Source organism: Hymenobacter coccineus (assembly GCF_001816125.1).
In the GTDB taxonomy this organism is placed as follows: domain Bacteria; phylum Bacteroidota; class Bacteroidia; order Cytophagales; family Hymenobacteraceae; genus Hymenobacter; species Hymenobacter coccineus.
In genome coordinates, this window is the sequence record NZ_MDZA01000385.1 from 1 (window position 1) to 19,292 (window position 19,292).

14 protein-coding genes and 1 pseudogene are annotated in these 19,292 nt (G+C 62.8%); 6 read left to right on the forward strand and 9 right to left on the reverse strand.

Annotated features, from left to right (window positions below; genetic code table 11):
- Positions 1 to 268 precede the first annotated feature (268 nt).
- The 6 genes and pseudogenes from trpC (at position 269) to BEN49_RS17800 (ending at position 6,185) form a co-directional block, all read left to right on the forward strand.
- Positions 269 to 1,111 carry an indole-3-glycerol phosphate synthase TrpC gene (gene trpC, locus BEN49_RS17775; RefSeq protein WP_070745771.1) on the forward strand — a complete coding sequence of 281 codons (843 nt, stop codon included), beginning with the start codon at positions 269 to 271 and terminating at the stop codon, positions 1,109 to 1,111.
- An 18-nt stretch (positions 1,112 to 1,129) separates the two neighbouring features.
- Positions 1,130 to 1,822 (forward strand): phosphoribosylanthranilate isomerase, encoded by a 693-nt coding sequence (locus tag BEN49_RS17780; RefSeq protein WP_070745773.1) that lies wholly within the window; start codon positions 1,130 to 1,132, stop codon positions 1,820 to 1,822.
- 48 nt (positions 1,823 to 1,870) lie between these two features.
- Positions 1,871 to 3,079, forward strand: coding sequence for a tryptophan synthase subunit beta (gene trpB / locus BEN49_RS17785; protein ID WP_070745775.1), 1,209 nt, complete (start codon positions 1,871 to 1,873; stop codon positions 3,077 to 3,079).
- Positions 3,080 to 3,204: 125 nt separating this feature from the next.
- Complete coding sequence (gene trpA / locus BEN49_RS17790; RefSeq protein ID WP_070745777.1) at positions 3,205 to 3,981, forward strand: tryptophan synthase subunit alpha; 777 nt, start codon at positions 3,205 to 3,207, stop codon at positions 3,979 to 3,981.
- 192 nt (positions 3,982 to 4,173) lie between these two features.
- Positions 4,174 to 5,177: pseudogene (aroF, locus tag BEN49_RS17795) on the forward strand (3-deoxy-7-phosphoheptulonate synthase).
- Positions 5,178 to 5,447: 270 nt separating this feature from the next.
- Positions 5,448 to 6,185: a hypothetical protein gene (locus BEN49_RS17800; RefSeq protein ID WP_070745779.1), complete on the forward strand. Its 738-nt coding sequence runs from the start codon at positions 5,448 to 5,450 to the stop codon at positions 6,183 to 6,185.
- A 74-nt stretch (positions 6,186 to 6,259) separates the two neighbouring features.
- Here BEN49_RS17800 and BEN49_RS17805 read toward each other — a convergent pair whose 3' ends face one another.
- The 9 genes from BEN49_RS17805 to BEN49_RS17845 all read right to left on the reverse strand — a co-directional run bounded on the left by BEN49_RS17805 (position 6,260) and on the right by BEN49_RS17845 (position 18,400).
- A complete protein-coding gene (locus BEN49_RS17805) occupies positions 6,260 to 7,564 on the reverse strand; it encodes an ABC1 kinase family protein (protein WP_070745781.1) in 1,305 nt (434 codons plus the stop codon).
- 189 nt (positions 7,565 to 7,753) lie between these two features.
- Positions 7,754 to 8,383 (reverse strand): TetR/AcrR family transcriptional regulator, encoded by a 630-nt coding sequence (locus BEN49_RS17810; protein ID WP_070745810.1) that lies wholly within the window; start codon positions 8,381 to 8,383, stop codon positions 7,754 to 7,756.
- Between the two features lie 139 nt (positions 8,384 to 8,522).
- Entirely contained in the window at positions 8,523 to 9,848 is a 1,326-nt protein-coding gene (locus BEN49_RS17815) for a cryptochrome/photolyase family protein (protein WP_070745783.1), read from the reverse strand.
- Positions 9,849 to 9,963: 115 nt separating this feature from the next.
- A complete protein-coding gene (locus BEN49_RS17820) occupies positions 9,964 to 10,680 on the reverse strand; it encodes an SDR family NAD(P)-dependent oxidoreductase (RefSeq protein WP_070745785.1) in 717 nt (238 codons plus the stop codon).
- Positions 10,681 to 10,766: 86 nt separating this feature from the next.
- Entirely contained in the window at positions 10,767 to 11,363 is a 597-nt protein-coding gene (locus tag BEN49_RS17825; RefSeq protein ID WP_070745788.1) for a hypothetical protein, read from the reverse strand.
- Positions 11,364 to 11,403: 40 nt separating this feature from the next.
- Complete coding sequence (locus BEN49_RS17830; RefSeq protein ID WP_070745789.1) at positions 11,404 to 11,955, reverse strand: hypothetical protein; 552 nt, start codon at positions 11,953 to 11,955, stop codon at positions 11,404 to 11,406.
- Between the two features lie 340 nt (positions 11,956 to 12,295).
- Positions 12,296 to 13,423 (reverse strand): glycan-binding surface protein, encoded by a 1,128-nt coding sequence (locus BEN49_RS17835; RefSeq protein ID WP_070745791.1) that lies wholly within the window; start codon positions 13,421 to 13,423, stop codon positions 12,296 to 12,298.
- 76 nt (positions 13,424 to 13,499) lie between these two features.
- Complete coding sequence (locus BEN49_RS17840; RefSeq protein WP_070745793.1) at positions 13,500 to 15,176, reverse strand: RagB/SusD family nutrient uptake outer membrane protein; 1,677 nt, start codon at positions 15,174 to 15,176, stop codon at positions 13,500 to 13,502.
- Positions 15,177 to 15,199: 23 nt separating this feature from the next.
- Positions 15,200 to 18,400 carry a SusC/RagA family TonB-linked outer membrane protein gene (locus BEN49_RS17845; protein WP_070745795.1) on the reverse strand — a complete coding sequence of 1,067 codons (3,201 nt, stop codon included), beginning with the start codon at positions 18,398 to 18,400 and terminating at the stop codon, positions 15,200 to 15,202.
- Positions 18,401 to 19,292 lie beyond the last annotated feature (892 nt).

Here is a 19,292-nt window from a genome sequence, read left to right on the forward strand (position 1 = left end):
CGGCGAGGGCCACGCCTGTGCAGGCGCGACGTGGTAACGGCCAACGCCGCGCTGGCCCTGCGCTGCGCCCCGCCCCGGCCTGGCCTGGCCCGAAGCCCTGGCCCAAGCCCGCGAATCGCTCGACTCGGGGGCCGCCCGCGGCGCGTTCCAGCGGATGCTGGCGGCGCAGTAGCAACAACTTTAGGGCCCCGGGCTTGTCTTCGTCACTGATTTCCGTCAATAACCGTTTAATACGCTGCGAACCCTGGTTCGCGTCAGCCATCCTTATATGAGTGCATCCACCCCCACCATCCTCGAGCGCATCGTGGCCCACAAGCGCGGCGAAGTGGCCGAGCGCCGCGAGCTGCGCCCGCTGAAGTTCCTCGAAACCAGCCTCTACAACCAGGCCCAGCCGATTTCGCTGCGGCACTACTTGCAGCGGCCGGGCAGCAGCGGCCTCATCGCCGAGTTTAAGCGGAAGTCGCCCTCGCAGGGCTGGATCAACCGCTACGCGCCGGTGGAGCGCACCACGCTGGGCTACATGCAGGCCGGCGCGGCGGGCCTGTCGGTGCTCACGGACGGCGAGTTTTTCGGCGGCAGCAACGAGGACCTGACCACGGCCCGGCGCTTCAATTTCTGCCCCATCCTGCGCAAAGATTTCGTGGTGGACGAGTACCAAATCCACGAAGCCCGCAGCGTGGGGGCCGACGTGGTGCTGCTCATCGCCGCCGTGCTCACGCCCGCCGAAATCCTCACCCTGGGCCGCCTCGCCAAAAGCCTGGGCCTGGAGGTGCTGCTGGAAGTGCACGACGGCGACGAGCTGGCCCGCGCCCTGCACCCCGACGCCGTGGACCTGGTGGGCGTCAACAACCGCAACCTGCACGATTTCACCCTCAACCTGGATACCTCGCTGGGCCTGGCCGAAAGCATTCCGGCCGAGTTCGTGAAGGTGTCGGAGAGCGGCATCAGCCAGGCCAAGTCCATCCTACAGCTGCGCGCCGCCGGCTACCAAGGCTTCTTGCTGGGCGAAACCTTCATGCGCCACAGCCGGCCCGAGCGCGCCTGCGCCGCCCTGGTGCAGGAGCTGACCGCCCTGGCCGGGGCCCCCGTGCCGGCCCCCGCTTTGGCCTAACCCTTTAAAATCCCGCCCATGCCAACCCCCCCGCTATCCGCCGCGTCGCTCCCTTCCGAGGATTTGCCAGCGCGCCTCCTGGTGAAGGTGTGCGGCATGCGCGAAGCCGCTAGTCTGAACGCTGTGGCCGACCTCGAACCCGATTTTCTGGGGTTCATTTTTTCGCCGGCCTCGCCGCGCTACGTGGGCGATGTACTCACGCCCGACTTGGTGCACGGCCTGCCCGACCGGGTGCAGCGGGTGGGCGTGTTCGTGAACGAATCCACCGCGCAGGTGCAGGCCATTGCGTTTCGCTTCGGCCTGGATTTCGTGCAGCTGCACGGCCAGGAAACCCCGGCCCAGTGCGCCGAGCTGCGCGCGACGGGCCTGCGGGTCATCAAGGCGTTCGGGGTGGGCGAGGCCTTCGATTTTGACGCGCTGGGGCCCTACGTGCCGCACTGCGACTACTTCCTCTTCGACGCCCAGGGCCCCGCGCCGGGCGGCAACGGCCGGGTGTTTGACTGGCGCGTGCTGGAAAAATATCCCTGGCCGGTACCCTACCTGCTGGCCGGCGGCCTGCGCCCCGAGCACGCGGCCGTCGTCCGCAACCTGCGCCTGCCCGGCCTGGCGGGCATCGATTTGAACAGCGGCCTCGAAATTGCCCCCGGCGTGAAAGACCCCGCCCGGGTGGCCGCGTTCTTCGACGGGATGGGCCGGACCAAGGCCGCGTAGCGCACTGTATACCTGTAACTAAAACAGCGGTTTACCGCTTTCCTTACTATGACTCCTTCCGCCATCACTTCCTACCGAACCCCCACGGCCCGCGGCTATTACGGCGAGTTCGGTGGCGCATTCGTACCCGAAATGCTATTCCCGAACGTGGAAGAGCTGCGCACCCAGTACGAGGAAATTCTGGCCTCCGAAAGTTTTCGCACCGAGTACGAGCAGCTGCTGCGCGACTACGTGGGACGGCCCACGCCGCTGTTTGAGGCCCAGCGCCTGTCGGAGAAGTACAACACCCGCGTGTTCCTCAAGCGCGAGGACTTGTGCCACACCGGGGCCCATAAAATCAACAACACCGTGGGCCAGATTTTGCTGGCCCAGCGCTTGGGCAAAACGCGCATTATCGCCGAAACCGGGGCCGGCCAGCACGGTGTGGCCACCGCCACCGTATGCGCCCTGATGGGCCTGCCCTGCGTGGTGTACATGGGCTCGGTAGACATTGAGCGCCAGGCCCCTAACGTGGCCCGCATGCGCCTGCTTGGGGCCGAAGTGCGCACCGCCACCAGCGGCAGCCAAACCCTGAAGGACGCCACCAACGAGGCCATCCGCGACTGGCTCGCCAACCCCCTCGACACGCACTACATCATCGGCTCAGTGGTGGGGCCCCACCCGTACCCCGATTTGGTGGCGCGCCTGCAAAGCGTCATCAGCGAGGAGATGCGCAAGCAATTGCTGGAGAAAACCGGTTCCGAATTGCCCGATTACGTGGTGGCCTGCGTGGGCGGTGGCTCCAACGCCGCCGGCGCGTTCTACCACTTCCTCGACGAGCCCAGCGTGCAGCTGGTGGCGGTGGAAGCGGCCGGCCACGGCATCCATTCGGGGCACTCGGCGGCCACGTCGGTGCTGGGCACGCCGGGCATCATCCACGGCAGCCGCACGTTGCTGATGCAGGACGCCGACGGCCAAATCACTGAGCCCTATTCCATCAGCGCGGGCCTCGACTACCCCGGCATTGGGCCCCTGCACGCCTGGCTGGGTACCACCGGCCGCGCCCGCTTCATCGCCATCACCGACGACGAGGCCCTGGCCGGCGTGAGCGAGTGCGCCCGCCTCGAAGGCATCATCCCGGCCCTGGAAACGGCCCACGCCCTGGCCGCCCTCGGCCAGCTCGGCGCGGGCCCCGACGATGTGGTGGTGGTCAACCTCTCCGGCCGCGGCGACAAGGACCTGGAGACCTACATGAAAAACTTCGACAAGCTGGTATAAGTCCGGCGCGCCAGGGCCCCGTAGCCCACCGTTCCGCTTTACCCATTGTCCCTGCCCTGCACCTAATTTATCTTACTTCCACGAAGCCTGATACTTAAGCTTCGCGGAACCTTGCGCGCCGCGCCATGAACCGCATCCAAACCGCCTTCGAGCAGAAGCAAAACCTGCTCAACATTTACTTCACCGCCGGCTACCCGGCCCTCACCGATACCATGCCGATGGCCCAGGCCCTGGTGGCCGCCGGCGCCGATATGCTGGAAATTGGCATGCCGTTTTCCGACCCGATGGCCGACGGGCCCGTGATTCAGCACAGCAGCACGCTGGCGCTGGCCAACGGCATGAACATGCGCACGCTGTTCGGCCAGCTGGGGCCCCTGCGCGCCGCCCTGCCCGACACGCCGGTGCTGCTCATGGGCTACCTCAACCCGGTGCTGCAATTCGGGATGGAGAACTTCTGCCGCGAAGCCGCCGCGGCGGGCGTCGACGGCGTAATTCTGCCCGACTTGCCGGTGGCCGAATACGAGGAAGAGTACGCCGCTACCTTCCGCCGGCACGGCCTGCGGCCGGTGTTCCTCATCACGCCCCAAACCAGCGAGGCCCGCATCCGCCACCTCGACAGCATCAGCGAGGCATTCCTGTACCTGGTGTCGGGCCCCGGCATCACCGGCAACGTGGGCCCGGCCGATACCACCGTGCAGGACGACTACTTCCGGCGCATCGAGGCCATGGGCCTGAAGACGCCACGCCTTATTGGCTTTGGCATCGCCGACAAAGCCTCGTACCAGCGCGCCTGCGCCCACGCCGACGGTGCCATTATCGGCTCGGCGCTCATCCAGGCCCTCGAAGGGGCCCCGGACGCGCCGGCTGCCGCCGCCGCCTTCGTGGCCAGCATCAAAAACTAAGGCGCTGCACCAGGGGCGGGCTGCCGGCTTTTTCGCCGGCTGCCCGCTAATCGTTGCCCTCGTTCGCGAACCGCCGCGTCGTTCGTGCCCGGAGCACTTGCCTGCCCTAGCGATTACCGGGCAGCCGGCGAAAAAGCCGGCAGCCCGGCCTTGCACCTGCTTCCTACTGCTCAGTTATTCTAACCCACCCGTATGATTCTCCAACTCGAACCCCAGGCCTCCGTGCCCGCCCTGGCGGCGCACCTGGCCGAGCAGGGCTACAAAACCACCGATGTTACCACCCAGCACGCGCACTATTTAGTGGCCATTGGGAAGAAAGATTTCGACATTCGCACCATCGGTCAACTGCCCGGCGTGCGCGACGTGCACCAGGTATCGGACGATTACCAGCTGGTGAGCCGCAAGTGGCGCGTGAAGCCCACGGTCATCGACTTGGGCGACGGCGTGACCATCGGCGAGGGCAGCTTGGCGCTGTGCGCCGGCCCGTGCAGCATCGAGAGCGAGGCGCAGATGGAAAAGGTGATGGACCACCTGCTCGAAAACGGCGTGCGCCTGATGCGCGGCGGCGTGTTTAAGCCTCGGTCGTCGCCCTACGCGTTTCGGGGTTTAGGGATGGACGGTCTTCGATTATTCCATCAATTGGCCGGGCCCGGGGCATTAAGATTGTGACAGAAGTGATGCAGGTATCGCAGGTGGAGGAGATGCACGACTACGTGGATGTGTTCCAGGTGGGGGCCCGCAATACCCAGAACTACAACCTGCTCGACGCGCTGGGCGGCGTGGACAAACCAGTGCTCATCAAGCGCGGCATTTCGGGTTCGATTGAGGAGTTGCTTTCGTCGGCGGAGTACGTGTTTTCGGGCGGCAACGAGAAGTTGATTCTTTGCGAGCGGGGCATCCGCACCTTTGAAACGGCCAGCCGCAACACGTTGGACTTAAACGCTGTGCCCATTCTGAAGGAAAAGACGCACCTGCCCGTGGTGGTCGATCCTAGCCACGGCATTGGCCTGCGCGACTACGTGCCCGCCATGGCCCTGGCGGCCGTGCTGGCCGGCGCCGACGGCATCCTCTACGAAGCCCACGAAACGCCCGAAACTGCCGCCTCCGACGGCCAGCAGACGCTGAATTTTGCCGAATCGGCCCGCTTGATTCGCAACCTGCGCCGGGTATATGCCCTGCGGGGCGAGTTGGAATAGGGCCCCGGGCTGCTAAAAAAAGTTTGATTAAACTTCGATTAAAGGAATCGAATATTCTGAGATTGTTCCTATCTTCGTCCCAGTAATGAATCTCCAAACCGCGAAACACGTCCGTCTAATGATTAATTGCCCTAAGCGGGGCAACGGCGGGCTACGTGCGGTACTATGGAACTACGAAGTATGAAACTGCTTCTTCCCTAAGAACCTCCAAAAGCCCGATTCCGCCAGGAAGTCGGGCTTTTTTTCGCCCTACCCACCAAGTGTTCAGCTATGTTAACGCAATCCCGCGCCCCCCGCTATTCTCCCCAGGACCAGCTGGTTTGGAAGGTATTGTTTGATCGCCAGACGGCGCTGCTGCACCGGCGCGCCGTGCCGGCCTTCAGCGCCGCCGTGGCTCAGCTCGGCCTGCGCCGCGAGGCCATCCCCGACCTGCCCACGCTCAGCGCCGAGGTGTTCCGGCTTAGCGGCTGGCAACTGGTGCCGGTGGGGCAGTCGCTGGGCCCCGAGGTATTCTTTAAGTACCTGGCCGAGCGGCAGTTCCCAGTGATGACCCGCATCCGGCCGATGCGTGATTTCGACTTCAGCCCCGAGCCTGACCTGTTCCACGACCTGTTCGGGCACGTGCCCATGCTGCTCGACGCGCACTTCGCCGAGTTCCTGCACACGCTGGGCCAAGCCGCCCAGGCCCTGGGCCATGACGACGCAGTAGCTCGCCGCGAACTGTGGGCCCTGTACTTCTTTACGGCCGAGTTTGGTCTAGTGCTGCACGACGGCAAGCCGCACCTATACGGCGCCGGGCTGCTCTCGTCGGCCGGTGAAATTCACCACTGCGTGAACGAGGCCACGCCCCGCCCCGCCTTCAGCGTAGAAACGGTGCGGCGCACGCCCGTGCTGGGCACCCGTTTCCAGGACCAGTACTTTGTGCTGCCCTCTTGGGAAGAACTGGCCGACTGCGCCGCCGAACTGGCCGGCGTGCTGGTACCTGTGCCGCATCGGAACGCTGCGTAATCAAGTAATGATTACATAAAAAGGAGGGCCCCCATAATGCGTGGGGGCCCTCCTTTTTATGCACTTGTTAGTTTCTATACCGTGCGCACTTCTGCTTTCAGCTCCGTGAGCAGGGCAAACAGGCCCACGTAGGTGCGGTTGAGGTAGATAAAGTGGGCTGATCCGCGGGGTTCGCGCTGCTGGCGCAGCTCAGGGTCGGCCATCAAGTCGTCGCCCAAGGCGTAGAGCGCAGCCATGTAGGCCGGGTCGCCGAAGTCGAATACCGGCTGGCGGAAGGGGCGGCCCACCAGTTCCAGCGAGGTGCGCAGCGTGCGCAGGTACAGCGCTTGCATCGGGGCGGGGTCGCTGGCGCGCAGCACGTTGGCCTCGGTGAGCAGGGCCCGCAGGCGGGCTTCGTCGGCAAAGGTTTCGGGGGCCAGCAGGGTAGTGAACTGGTGGTACACATCGGCGGGTACTTCCTTTACGCAGCCAAAGTCAAGCACGCCTAGCGTACCGCCGTCTTCATCGCGCATCAGGAAATTGCCGGGGTGCGGGTCGGCGTGCACCTGGCGCAAGTCGTTGAGCTGGAACTGATAGAAGTCCCACAGGGCCTGGCCAAGTTGGTTGCGCACGGCCAGGCTGGGGCCCTGGGACAGGAATTCCTTGAGGTGTTGGCCGGGCAGCCAATCCATGGTGAGGATGCGCGGGCTCGACAGTTCGGGGTAGTAGCGCGGGAATTGCAGGTGCGCCAAGTGGGCGCTGCGGGCCGCGATTTCCTGGCCGCGGCGCAGTTCCAGGGCGTAGTCGGTTTCCTCAATCAGGCGTGCCTCTACTTCTTCCAGGTACGGGCGCACCTGGGTTTCGTTCAGGCCCATCACGCGCAAGGCAATGGGCTTCACCAGGTTGATGTCGGACTTAATACTGGCGGCCACGCCGGGGTACTGCACTTTCACGGCCAGGTCGCGGCCGTCTTTGCGGGCAAAGTGCACCTGGCCGATGCTGGCCGCCTGCCGCGCCGCCGGCTCAAACTCGTCGAACACTTGAAATGGCGACTGCCCGAACGCATCCCTAAACGCTTTGATGACCAGGGGCCCCGAGAGCGGCGGCGTCTGGTACTGGGCCTGGGCAAACTGGTCGGAATAGGCCGTGGGCAGCATGTTCTTCTCCATCGCCAGCATCTGCGCCACCTTCAGCACGGAGCCCTTCATCTCGCTCAGGGCCCCGTATAGCTCGGCGGCGTTGGCCATGTGCAGGTCCTCCATTGACGACGCGGCGCCGACAGCTTTCTTGGCGTAGTGCTTCACGTAGTTGGCTCCCACGTTCAGCCCAGTGCGGGCAAAGCGGGCGGCGCGCGCCACCTTGGTGGTAGGGAGCGAGGTAAGCGGCTGGTCAGCAGACATTGATTCTATTGATTAATAATCGAGACTGTAACTAAAAACTGATCTAACAAAAGGCCGTCATGCTGAGCGTAATCGAAGCATCTCTACTGCGCAAGTAATTAATTACTACTGCGGGAGAGATGCTTCGACTACGCTCAGCATGACGGCCTTTTAATTAATTATTTATCAAATAATGCCCGCGTTAATTAATTAGCGCCGCACCAAAAACCGCACGAAATCAACAGCGGAGTCTAAGGTATTGCGGCCCACGAGGTCGAAGCTGAGCGTGACGGCTTTTTCCACGGCGGCGTCGGTGCGCTCGAAGTTTACGGTGTCGTCCTTGGCGAAGAAGCCGAGTACGAACAGCACTTGCTGCCAGAAGAAGCGCGGGTAGCCGTCCTGCACGATGGGGCGGTTGGCGATTTCGCCGCTCACCCGGCCATCGGTCAGCAAATCAGCCACGAAGCGCTCGAAGTCCTGGCGGAAATCGTCGAGCACGCGGGGCGAGAGGCCGGGCATGCGGTGCAGCGAGCGGCGCAGGCTCATAAGCGCGTAGGAACGGTTCTGCTTGAGAATTTCGAGCAGCGTGTAATAGAACGCCAGCAGCTTTTCGCGGCTGCCGTAGCCTTCCCACACCGGCTCGCTGGCGGCGGCGGTGCGCGCCTGTTTGCCAAAATCAGCCCATATTTCGCGGTCAATGGCCTCAAAATTGGGGTAGTGCTGGTAGAATTCCGCCTCAGACCCGCCCAGCTGCTGGGTGAGTTTGAACACCGACGCGGGCGGGTGGCCTTCGTTGAGCACGAAGTCCAGATAGGCTTGTTTGATGCGGTCTTTTTCCATGTCTTTATAACCCGTGGGGGCCCCGAACGGTTCGGGGGCTTGGTAAGTAATGGGCTGTGCCGGCGCTGCGGGCCTGCACATTAAAGTTAATGCAGCCGGGGCCCTAGGCGCGGATGCTCAGGGCCCCGGCTGCGCGTGGTTACGAAGCTTCCTTGCGGGCCTGGCGCAGGACTTCCACGGCGCGGTCGCGACCAAATTTATGCTCCACAATGGGGGCAGGGTATTGCTTGGTATCCAGCTCGGGAATCCAGCGGCGCACGTACTCGCGGAGCGGGTCCACCTGCTCGATTTGGCTGTCGGGGCTGTACACCCGGAACCACGGCGCGGCGATGGCGCCGGTGCCGGCCATCCACTGCCAGTTGCCCACGTTGTTGGCCATGTCGTAGTCGAAGAGCTTGTCGGCGAAGTACTGCTCGCCCCAGCGCCAGTCGATGAGCAAATGCTTGGTGAGGAAGCCGGCCGTGGTCATGCGCACGCGGTTGGGCAAGTAGCCGGTGGCGTTCAGTTCGCGCATGCCGGCATCGACGAGCGGGTAGCCGGTGCGGCCCTCGCACCAAGCCCGGAACTCGTCCTCGTTGTTGCGGTAGGGCACGCGGCGCAGCTTGGGGTCGTAGCTCTCGGTGGCGGTGTGCGGGAAGTGCCAGAGCAGCATCATGAAGAAATCGCGCCAAATGATTTCCGACAGGAGCTTAGGGTTCAGCTCCTTGGCCTGGCGCATTACCTCGCGCACACTGAGCGTGCCGAAGCGCAGGTGCACCGATTCGCGGCTGGTGCCGTGCTCGTCAGCGGGCGTGTTGCGGGTTTTGTGGTAGTTGCGCACCACCTTTTCGTCGGGCAACTCGGCGGGCGTGGTGCGCTCGCCGCTGCGCGTGAAGCCCATGCTTTCGAGCGTGGGCCGGGGCCCCGCCTGGGCCGCGGTGAGGTGGTGCAGGTGCGCTTTTTTGAAGGCGGGCTTCGACGGGGCGGGTTTTAGCAACTCGTCGGTCAGCTGGGCCAGATACGTTTTCAAGTAGGCCCCGAACACCTTGGGTACAGTGCCCGATTTGGTCATAATCTCGTCCTTGGCGAACACCACCTGGTCCTTATAGGGGTGGAATTCGGCGCCGTGCTTTTTAAGCATTTGGGCCACGGCCTCATCGCGCTCGCGGGCGTAGGGCTCGTAGTCCTCGTTGGTGTGCACGGCGGCCACGTCAAAGTCCTTCACCAGCTGCTCCAGCACCGCCAGCGGCTGGCCGTAGCGGGCCAGGAAGGTGCCGCCAGCTTTCTCGGTTTCGGCCGTCAGCCCTTCCACGTGGTCAAAAATGAAGGTGAGGCGGGCGTCGTCCTTGGCCGGTAGGTGGTCCAGGATGTCGCGGTCGTAGATGAACAGCGGCACCACCGGCAGGCCGCTGGCCAGGGCCCCCGCCAGGCCCACGTTGTCGTGGATGCGCAAATCGCGCCGGTGCCAGAATAAGCAGATTTTCATAAGTGCTTGGTTAGTGGTGCCCAGTGCTCGGTTGGGGTGCCGGGTGCGCGAGGGGCCCCGCGTTTAGGCAGGAAGCACAACCGAGCACCGGGCACCCATAACCAAGCGCCAGTAATTACTTCAATTTGCCCATGCCGCCGTCCACGGCCAGCACCTGGCCGGTGACGAAGCTGCTGTGGTCGGAGAGCAGGAAGGAGGCGGTGTAGGCCAGGTCTTCGGGCTGGCCGATGCGCTGCAAGGGGTGGCGCTTAGCGCCGGCCTCGGCCTTTTCGGGCGTGCTGAGCAGCGGGGCGGCCAGCGGCGTGTTGGTGAGCGAGGGCGCGATGCAGTTTACGCGCACGTTGCTGGCGGCGTACTCGGCCGCCAGGGCCCTCGTGAGGCCTTCCACGGCCGCTTTAGCGGTGGCAATGCTGGCGTGGAAGCTCATGCCCGTGTCGGCAGCCACGGTGCTGAACAGTACCACTGAGGCGCCGCCTTCGGCTTTCTTCAGGCGCTTCATGGTGGCTTGCAGCACGCGCACGGCCCCGAGCACGTTCAGGTCGAAATCCGCCTGGAAGTCTTCGGCCGGGATTCGCTCGAACGGGCGCAGCTTGATGCTGCCGGGGCAGTACACCACGCCGTGCAGGGCATCGGGCAAGTGGTCAAAGGCGGTGCCCACAGGCTGGGTAGCATCGTAGCTGAAGTGGTTAGTGTTCAGCGCCGCCAACTCGGGCGACTCGTGGCGCGAGGCCGTGTGCAGGTGGGCCCCCAGGCCGCTGAGCAATTTGGCCGTGGCCAGGCCGATGCCAGACGAAGCGCCGACGATGAGGAAGTGTTTCTCGTTGAAATTCATGGGGGAAGGGGCGGGGATGAAGACTTTATACGCCAACAGCTAACCCTCAATCCGAGCCCATGTTTTATAATCAGCTAACTGCTTTATTAGTCGAGGATTAAATCGAAGCGGCCGTCGGTGAGGGCCACTGCGGGGGCCCCCGGCGCGGTGGCCACGGCGAGCACGAACATGCCCCGCACGTGGCGCGTGGCCGCGTCCCAACCCGTGATGATTACTTCGGCGGGGGCCGTGGTCACGACGTAAAACGTGGGGTCTGGTGGCACGGACTGCCCACTGGCGCGCGGCGTAAGCTCTTGGTAATACGTGGATTGTGCATCCAGCGGGTACGTGCCCAGGCCGTGGAAGCCGCTGAGCGTCAGGCGCAGGGCGTGGTACTTGCCGCCGGCGTAAGCCGCGCTTTGGTCATCCACGGCCCGTAGGCTCAGTTGGGTGCCGCCGCGTAGCTGGCCCGCCACGGCGCGGCTATCGCCGAACACCGCCACGAGGATGGATATCAAGCTAGAAGAATTGTTGGCCACCACGGGCCGCCCGTTGGAATAGTAGGCCAAGGTGCTGCTGCCTTCAATTTGCCCGTCGGGCAGCGCGGGCTCTACGTCGGAAGCGGTGATGGTGCAGCCGGCCGCCAGCAGCAGCCAGGGAATGAAAATGGCCGCCCAAGCGTGGTGGCGAATGAAAGAAAGCATCGCTAAAAAGAGGAATACCTGTTTAGTAAGGAGAATTAAATTACTTGATGCGGTTCCCCCAGCTGCTGAGATTCAGCGTCAGCAGCGCGCAGTACACCGAATGCTCGGGGTTGAGGTTGGCCTGGAAGGCCAGGCCCAGGCGCTGCTGGTTGCGGCCCAGGGGCCCCTGGAGGCCGATTTCCAGCGGCAGGCCCAGGGCCTGGTAGCGGCGGTAGGCGTAGTGGTAGGTGGCATCGCCCCACAGCAAGCCGCTGCTGCGCGTGGTGTAGCGGTAGTCGCCCAGCTGGCGGTCCAGCACGTAGGCGAGGCCCGCGGCGGCGTAGGCCCGGCTGCGGCCCACAGGCGCGCCGTAGCCGGCCAGGGCAGCTACTTCAATCTGGCGCGAAAGGACGTTTACATTGTCGAAAAACTTGCTGCCGGGCCCCGCGCTGGGGCCCCACCACTTGTAGCGGTTGCGGCCCAGCAGCAGCAGGTGGCCGTCGGTTTGGTAGGCCGCGTGCAACTCCAGGCCGTTGCCAACACCCAGGCCGCCACTCCAGGGCCCCGGCGGGTTTTCGGCGGGCGCTGGGCCCAGGCAAGGGCGGGCAAGCACCAGATTAGTAGGGTTTTCAGCATAAGACTTGGCTGGGCAGCGTAAGGAAGGGCCCCGGGGCGGACCACAGCCGTAAAAGTGCCTTGGCTAATTGGTTGCCGCAAACCAAAAAACGGCCGTGTCAGACTTCTGTATCAATACATATGCTATTGTATAATGCTGATAGAAAGGCTATTGAACAGAATAAATTAGCTATTTGGCTTCGCCAATTTAGTGGCCGGGCCCCCAGGGCCCCTAGCGGCGGCTGGCCCGGAACCGGGTGGTGGTGGCCGGGCACAAAAAAGCAGCGGGCGGACGGCCAATTGCCGTCCACCCGCTGCTTTTTTAGGGCCCCCAGATGTTAGTCCTTGGGCACGATGCGGAAGGTATCGAACGAGATGTCCGCGTCGAGGGCGCCGGGACCCAAGAAGATGAACTTGCACTCGTGCAGGGGTTTGTCCAAGTCGGTTGGCTTGTTGATAAAGTTGCTCAGCGGCACGGTTACCGTGCTCCACTTGCCCCGGGTGTTGAAGGGCGTCGCGGGGGCCCAGGTGTAGGTGTTGGTCGCGGCGGCATCACCGTCGATGGACAGGCGGACGGCGTTGGTATTGAAAGGCTTGAGGGTGTTCACCTCGAAGCGCAGCACGTAGTTGTTGGGGTTCTTCACCACGTCGGCGGGCAGGGCGATATTGTTGTGGGTCGAGAACTCCGTCCAGACCCACTCGCCAATCATCTGCTTGATGTGCACGTACGGTCCGTTCACCGGGGCCGGCGTGGGGCCGGTCGCGATGAAGGCGTCGCTGCCCCACACGCTGCCGTTGGTATCGTAGCCAAACAGCACGTTGCGGTTGTCCTTGTAGCGGCCGGGCACGGCGGTTTCCTTGCCATTGGCGTCCACTACTTTCAGCATTGCCCCGGGCGTGGCATTGGCCGGCACTACGAAGTATACCGAGTCGGCGGTGGTTTTGGTGATGGCCACGGCCGTGCCGTCCCACAGGATTTTGCCCTTCTCAGGCGTCACCTCGTAGAGGTCGAAGTTATTGCCCACGATGGCAGCCAGCTGGCCAGGGGCGGCGTACTCGTTGCTCATACCCAGGGCCATCAAGCTCGGCACGTCGAGCTTGTAGCTGGTTTGGGCCGTGCCGCCCGCCGTAGTCACGGTCAGGGTATTGGTCACGTTTTTGGGCACCACGCGGGGCACCTGCACCGTAATCTCGGTGGCGGTCACGTAGGCATCGGCCAGCGACACGTCCACGTCGTTGAACGAGATTTTGGTGGCGTTGCAGAGGTTGGTGCCGTGGATGATGACCCAATCGGCGAGGCTGCCGGTGCCGCTGGCGGTGCCGCGGTCGGTGGTCGAGGACACGCCCGATACGGTGGGCGTGCCGCCGCACACGTCGGCGTCTTCCTTTTCGCAGCCCCCCAGGGCCAGGGTGCCGGCCAGGGCTAGGCCCAGGGCGGCTTTGGGTAGTATTGAATAAAATTTCATGAATAAGGAAAGAGCAAAGCGTGAGTAAATGCCGGGCGGCGCACTAGGTAGCGCCGCCCGGGGGCCCCAGGGGGCCCTACCAGCCGGGGTTGTTGCCCGTTATTTCGTGGTTGATGTTCAGCTCCGTTACCGGAATGGGCATGAGCAAGTGCTTGGTGCTGCGGCGCTTGAGCACGTTGTTCTCGTCGCTGTCCAAGGCGTTCATCACGGGCAGGTAAATGCCCCAGCGCAGCAGGTCCCAGCGGCGGTCGCCTTCCTGGGCCAGCTCGCGGCGGCGCTCCTCCAGCACAAACGAGCGGAAGGCCTGCTGGCTCATCGTCGTCACTTCGGAGGCGCTGTTGCGGCGGCGAATCATGTTCACGGCCTCCAGGGCCTCGGCCGTGGGGCCGTTGCTGACTTCGTTGGCCGCTTCGGCGTAAATGAGCAGCACGTCGGGGTAGCGCAGCAGCGGGTAGTTGTAGTTGCCGCGCGTCACCGTGCGGTCGCTGATGGCCTCAAACTTGCGCAGCCGGGCCACGTGTGCGTCGTCGATGTTGCCCTGGTCGGTAGGCTGGTAGCCGTAGCGGGCGCGCTTGGCTACGGCACTGGCGCTCTGGTCGGTGCCCTTCACCACCGAACTGTCGGAGTAGGGGTAGTACATAAAGTTGCCGTACAGCTTCCAGCGGTGCAGTACGCCCGCGGTAATGCGCTGGTCGTTTTCCTCAAACAGGTGGTACCAGTGGTTGGACGACGCAATCCAGCCGCCCTCAATCTCGCTGTTGGCCGGGTTGATGCGCCCAAGGTGAAACATCGACACCTCGTTGCCGAAGTTCGGGTCGTTGGAAATGGTTTGCAGCGACCAGATGTGCTCGCCCTTGTTCTGGTTGCCCACTGCCCACACCTCGGCGTGGGTAGGGAAGAGCGTGTACGCGCCGCTGGCCATCACCTCCTGGGCCTTGTCGCGGGCCAGCTTGAAGTAGTCGGTGGCGTTCAGCCCTTCCAGGCCCCCCACCACGGTCTTGGTGTAGGTCAGGGGCTTGGGGTCCAGCAGGTTGCGCTTGCCGGCCACCAGCTTGTAGGTGGGGCCCCCCATCACCGTTACCTGGGCGCCGGCTAGGGCCCCCGAGGCCATCGTAACGTACACTTTAGCCAGCAGGCTCTTGGCCACCGTCTGGTTGGGGTGGCCCACCACGGCGCCGGCGGCCGGGTACAGGTCGGTTTCGGCTGCCTTCAGGTCCTCAATGATGAAGGCGTACACGTCCTTCACCGGCGAGCGGGGCAGCTGGGGCGTTTCGCCGTCGGCCACCGATTTCTTGAGCAGCGGCACCTCCCCGTAGGCCCGCACCAGCATGTAGTAGCCCCAGGCCCGTAGGAACCGCAGCTGCGCCACGGCGTCCTTCTGGGCCACTGGGTCCATCGACATTTCCTGCACCCGGGCCATGGCAAAGCTGCAATGGTTGATGAGGATGTAGGGCCCGTTCCAGCCGTTGTCGGCGCCCCAGTAGTTCTGGAAGTTGCCCGAGCCGATGTCGCCAAAGGCCCAGGTGGCCCCCGTGGCGTCGTCGTTGTCGTAGTCCCACAGGTTCGGGAAGGGCCCAAAACGGAACATGGTTTCCCCGATGATGGTGTTCAGGGCCCCGTTGATGTACAAGTCGGCGGACATAATCTGGGCGGGAGCCACGCCGGAAACTGGCTTCTCGGTCAGGAAGTCTTTGCACGAAGTGGCGCCCAGCAGCGAGGCCGCGAGCAAGGTCGAAATAACTAGCTTTTTCATATAGCAGGGTAGGAGGAAAGCGGTTAGAAGCCCAGGCGCAGCCCCAGGGTGTAGGTGCGGCTGTTGGGGTACGAGTTCATGTCCACGCCCCGGCGGGTGGCGTCGCCGGCGAAGGCGCTCACGTCCGGGTCGAACCAGCTGTATTTGCTGACGGTGAACACGTTGCCAATGGCTCCGTACAGGTTAATGCTCTCGATGAAGGGCACGGGCTTGTTGAAAACGTAGCCGAAGTTGATGTTCTTAAGGCGCACGTAGGAGCCGTCTTCCACGAGGCGGTCCGAGAGGCGCAGCTGGCGCGTGTCGGCCGTCAGGGGCTTGGGCCAGGTGGCGGTGGCGGCGGTTTCGGGCGTCCAGCGGCCGTCGTAGGCAAACTGCGGAATGTTGGCCACTTGGCCCATCCGAATCTGGTAGAGGTTGCTGTTGATGACGTCGTTGCCCTGCACGCCCTGCACAAACACGCTCAGGTTGAAGTTGCGGTACGAGAAGTTGTTGGTCACCCCGTAGGCGTACTTGGGGTTGGTGTTGCCGATGATGGTGCGGTCGGAGGCGCTAATGCTGGTGGGATTCTCGTCGAGGTTCTTGTACTTAATCTCCCCGATCTGCTGGCGCTGCACGGCTTCCGACTGGTTGGCAAACTGCGGGTCGGCCTTCACCTCAGCCAGGTTGTCGTAGAAGCCGTCCTCCACGTAGCCGTAAATCACCCCGATGGGCTGGCCGTTGCGCTGCAAGAAGAACTGCTCGGCCCCAAAGTATAGGCGCGGGGCGTACTGGTCGCCGGGCAAGTCTTGCAGCTTGTTGCGGTTGAAGGAGATGTTGGCGTTGATGTTCCACTTGAAGCGCTGCGTGCTCAGCACCGTGCCGATGCCCGAAAGCTCCAGGCCCTTGTTCTCCACCGAGCCGAAGTTGGTTTGCTGGTAGAACGAGCCGCTGCTCGGGTTCAGCGAAATGCGCTGGAGCAGGTCGCGGGTGAGCTTGCGGTACACGTCCACCGTGAAGGTGAAGCGGTTCTGCATAAAGCCCAGGTCCAGGCCCACGTTATATTGGCCGGTGGTTTCCCAGCGCAGGTTCGGGTCAGCCGGGCCGATGTAGGGGTTGTCGGAATAGCCCGGCTGGAGGCCGCCGCCCGCCACGTAAGGCGTGTAGTAGAGCAGCGAAAGCGTGCCGTAGGGCCCAATGGCCTGGCTGCCGGTGAGGCCGTAGCCGCCGCGGATCTTTAGGGTGCTAAGGGCCTCCAGGTGCTGCATGAAGGGCTCCTCGTGCACGTTCCAGCCCACCGAGAACGAGGGGAAGCTGGCGTACTTGTTGGCCGCGCTGAAGCGGCTCGACCCGTCGCGGCGGAACGATACGGTGGCCATGTAGCGGCCCTTGTAGCTGTAGTTGAGGCGGCCCAGCAGCGACATAATCGCGCCGTCCGACTTGTTGCTGTTCAGCTGCCGCTGGTTGGCGCCGTTGCCAATGCTGTTGTCTTGCAGCAGGTCGTCGGGGAAGCCCGTGGCCGACATGTTGCGCATGTAGTAGCTGTTGTTTTCGCGCGTGGCCCCCACTACGGCGCTCACCGAGTGGTCTTTGCCGAAGGTCTTGTTGTAGTTCAGCAGCGACTCCAGGGTGAGGGCCCGCCAGGTATCATCCGACACGAACGCGGAGCCGTTCACGGTGCGGCCCTCCTGCAAGCGGCGGCCATAGTACACCTCGCGGTTGTTGCCGCTGAAGTTTACCCCGATGTTCTGGCGGAAGCTTAGCCCGGGCGCCAGCTGCACTTGCAGGTAGTTGGCTGAGTAAACGCTGATGGAGGACGTCTGGTCCTTGGCCTGCTGCAAGTAGGTGAGCGGGTTGGCAGCGGCGTACCACGACACGTTGTTCTCGCGGGCAATCGAGGCGGCGTCCACCGCGGTGGGGAACGTGGCCGGGAATACGATTGCCGAGCTGATGAGGCTGGCCTCGTTGCCGTTGGAGTTCGACTTGGCCAGGTTGTAGTTGCTGAACGTCACGTTGTTGCTCGTGCCAAATTCCAGCCACTTAAATACCTTGCGGTTGATGTTGGCTTGCAGGCCGTAGCGCTTGAAGCCCGAGTTTTTGACGATGCCCTGCTGGTCGAGCACGTTGCCCGACACGGAGTAGCCGCCCTTGTCGCTGCCGCCCGACAGGCGCACAGTGTAGTCCTTGGTGAGGGCTGTGCGGAAAATCTGGTCCTGCCAGTTGGTGCCCGTGAAGCCGTCGGGGTAGGAGGTGCCCTGCAGGCCGGTGAGGTAGTCTTCGGGGGCGGGCAGGCGCACCACTACGCCCGTGAGGGGGTCGGGGGCCGTAATGCCGGGGAAGGGCGCCTGCGTTGGGGCGGCCCCGTTGTAGGTTATGGTGTTCTGGTACGCCTCGTTCTGGAACTTGGCGTACTGGTAGGCGTCGAGTACGTCGATGCGCTTGGAAATCTGGGCGACGGTGGTGTTGGCAATCACTTCCACCTTGTCGGTGCCGCTCTGGCCCTTCTTGGTTTGGATGAGCACCACGCCGTTGGCCCCCCGGGCCCCATAAATGGCCGTGGCCGAGGCATCCTTAAGGATTTCCATGCTGGCAATGTCCTGGGGGTTCAGGAACGACAGCGCGTTGGTGCTCTGCTGCGTGGCAATGCCCGTGCCCGACGAGGCCGCCGTGGCCGCGGGCGCGATGAAGGGAATGCCGTCGATGACGTAGAGCGGCTCGGTGTTGCCCGAAAGCGAGTTGGCCCCCCGGATGGTGAGGCTGATGCCCGCGCCGGGGGCCCCATCGCTGCGGTTGACCTGCACGCCGGCCACCTGCCCTTGCAGGCCCTGGTTGATGCTGGTCGGGATGGTCTTGAGGATATCCTCGGTCTTGACTACCGCCACCGAGCCGGTCAGGTCGCTCTTCTTAACGGTGCCGTAGCCCACCACCACCACCTCTTCCAGGGCCTTCTGGTCCACGGCCAGGCGCACGTCGATGGTGGTTTGGCCCTTGGTGGCGCGCTCCGTGGTTTGGTAGCCCACGAAGGAGAAAATCAGCGTGGCCTCGGGCGTGGGCAGCTGGAGCGTGTAGGAGCCATCGGCGCCCGAAGAGGTGCCGGCGGTGGATCCTTTCACGACGATGCTGACGCCGGGCAAGCCTTCGCCCTTGGCCCCGTCGGTCACCATCCCCTTGATGATGGTTTGGGCAAATGCCCCCAGTGGCTGCAAGGTCGCCGCGAGCAATAATAGTAGTAGCGTAAAATGCTTCATACAGAATGAGTGGTGGAAAATGGGAGGGGGACCCTACCCCGTGGGTAGGCTTTGCGCCGGCGCATGACTTGGGGCCCTGCGAACGCCGCACAACGGGCACTCGGCCGGGGGCTAGGCGGAGGAAAAGGGCTGCTTCAATGGGATAGATTTAGGAGCGTGAGAAAAGAATGAAGGGAGACGTTATAAGCAGAGCCTTTGGCCAGCAATAGCAATCGGTTGCGGTAGTTTTCTATTGAAACTCCACGCAATCGCTTGCTTAGACAAGTTATAATGGGTCGGCGTTTCAGCCAATCCTTGCATCCCATTAATCCATTCGGAAGGGCCTGCGGAAAAGTGCAGTAGACAAAAACCAGTTCTAACGCTGTAGTACGAGTGAAAATGAATAAATCATTAAGTACTCATCACTAGTCAATTATATTTTTAACGACTTGGAATAGTTAAAAAAAGCTAACCGGAAATATTTTTTTGATTTTCTGCTAATTTTTTTAACAAAAAACAGACTGCTAGTAGTTTGAGCGAACCGCCTACGTGCAGTAAGCTGAACCATAACTCACTAGCGTCCTGCTAAAGGCCAACCCAATTCAGGTAGTGCTTAAGTGTTGGCAAAGGGTGTAATAGTCGCGTAATGCAGGCGGTGGCTCAGGAGTGAGTGGGACTAAAACCGACTATCTACCCAGCCATGCAATCGCCTGATGAACCACCGGTTGCAAACTGCAAAAGGGGAAAAGCACTGCGACTAGCTTGCTACGTGTGCCTTCAGGATCAAAAAACCAGGAAAAGTTTAAAAACAGCATTCAAAAGCAACCCCTTGCGTAGCATTTTGGCAATTGATTATAGCAATCGTTTGCGAATGCAATTTAGAATGCAAAAATTACCAAAAATTCATCTTTTT

Coding starts and splice junctions, on each gene's coding strand:
- trpC (WP_070745771.1), top strand. CDS start 269: ATGAGTGCATCCACCCCCACCATCCTCGAGCGCATCGTGGCCCACAAG.
- BEN49_RS17780 (WP_070745773.1), top strand. CDS start 1,130: ATGCCAACCCCCCCGCTATCCGCCGCGTCGCTCCCTTCCGAGGATTTG.
- trpB (WP_070745775.1), top strand. CDS start 1,871: ATGACTCCTTCCGCCATCACTTCCTACCGAACCCCCACGGCCCGCGGC.
- trpA (WP_070745777.1), top strand. CDS start 3,205: ATGAACCGCATCCAAACCGCCTTCGAGCAGAAGCAAAACCTGCTCAAC.
- BEN49_RS17800 (WP_070745779.1), top strand. CDS start 5,448: ATGTTAACGCAATCCCGCGCCCCCCGCTATTCTCCCCAGGACCAGCTG.
- BEN49_RS17805 (WP_070745781.1), bottom strand. CDS start 7,564: ATGTCTGCTGACCAGCCGCTTACCTCGCTCCCTACCACCAAGGTGGCG.
- BEN49_RS17810 (WP_070745810.1), bottom strand. CDS start 8,383: ATGGAAAAAGACCGCATCAAACAAGCCTATCTGGACTTCGTGCTCAAC.
- BEN49_RS17815 (WP_070745783.1), bottom strand. CDS start 9,848: ATGAAAATCTGCTTATTCTGGCACCGGCGCGATTTGCGCATCCACGAC.
- BEN49_RS17820 (WP_070745785.1), bottom strand. CDS start 10,680: ATGAATTTCAACGAGAAACACTTCCTCATCGTCGGCGCTTCGTCTGGC.
- BEN49_RS17825 (WP_070745788.1), bottom strand. CDS start 11,363: ATGCTTTCTTTCATTCGCCACCACGCTTGGGCGGCCATTTTCATTCCC.
- BEN49_RS17835 (WP_070745791.1), bottom strand. CDS start 13,423: ATGAAATTTTATTCAATACTACCCAAAGCCGCCCTGGGCCTAGCCCTG.
- BEN49_RS17840 (WP_070745793.1), bottom strand. CDS start 15,176: ATGAAAAAGCTAGTTATTTCGACCTTGCTCGCGGCCTCGCTGCTGGGC.
- BEN49_RS17845 (WP_070745795.1), bottom strand. CDS start 18,400: ATGAAGCATTTTACGCTACTACTATTATTGCTCGCGGCGACCTTGCAG.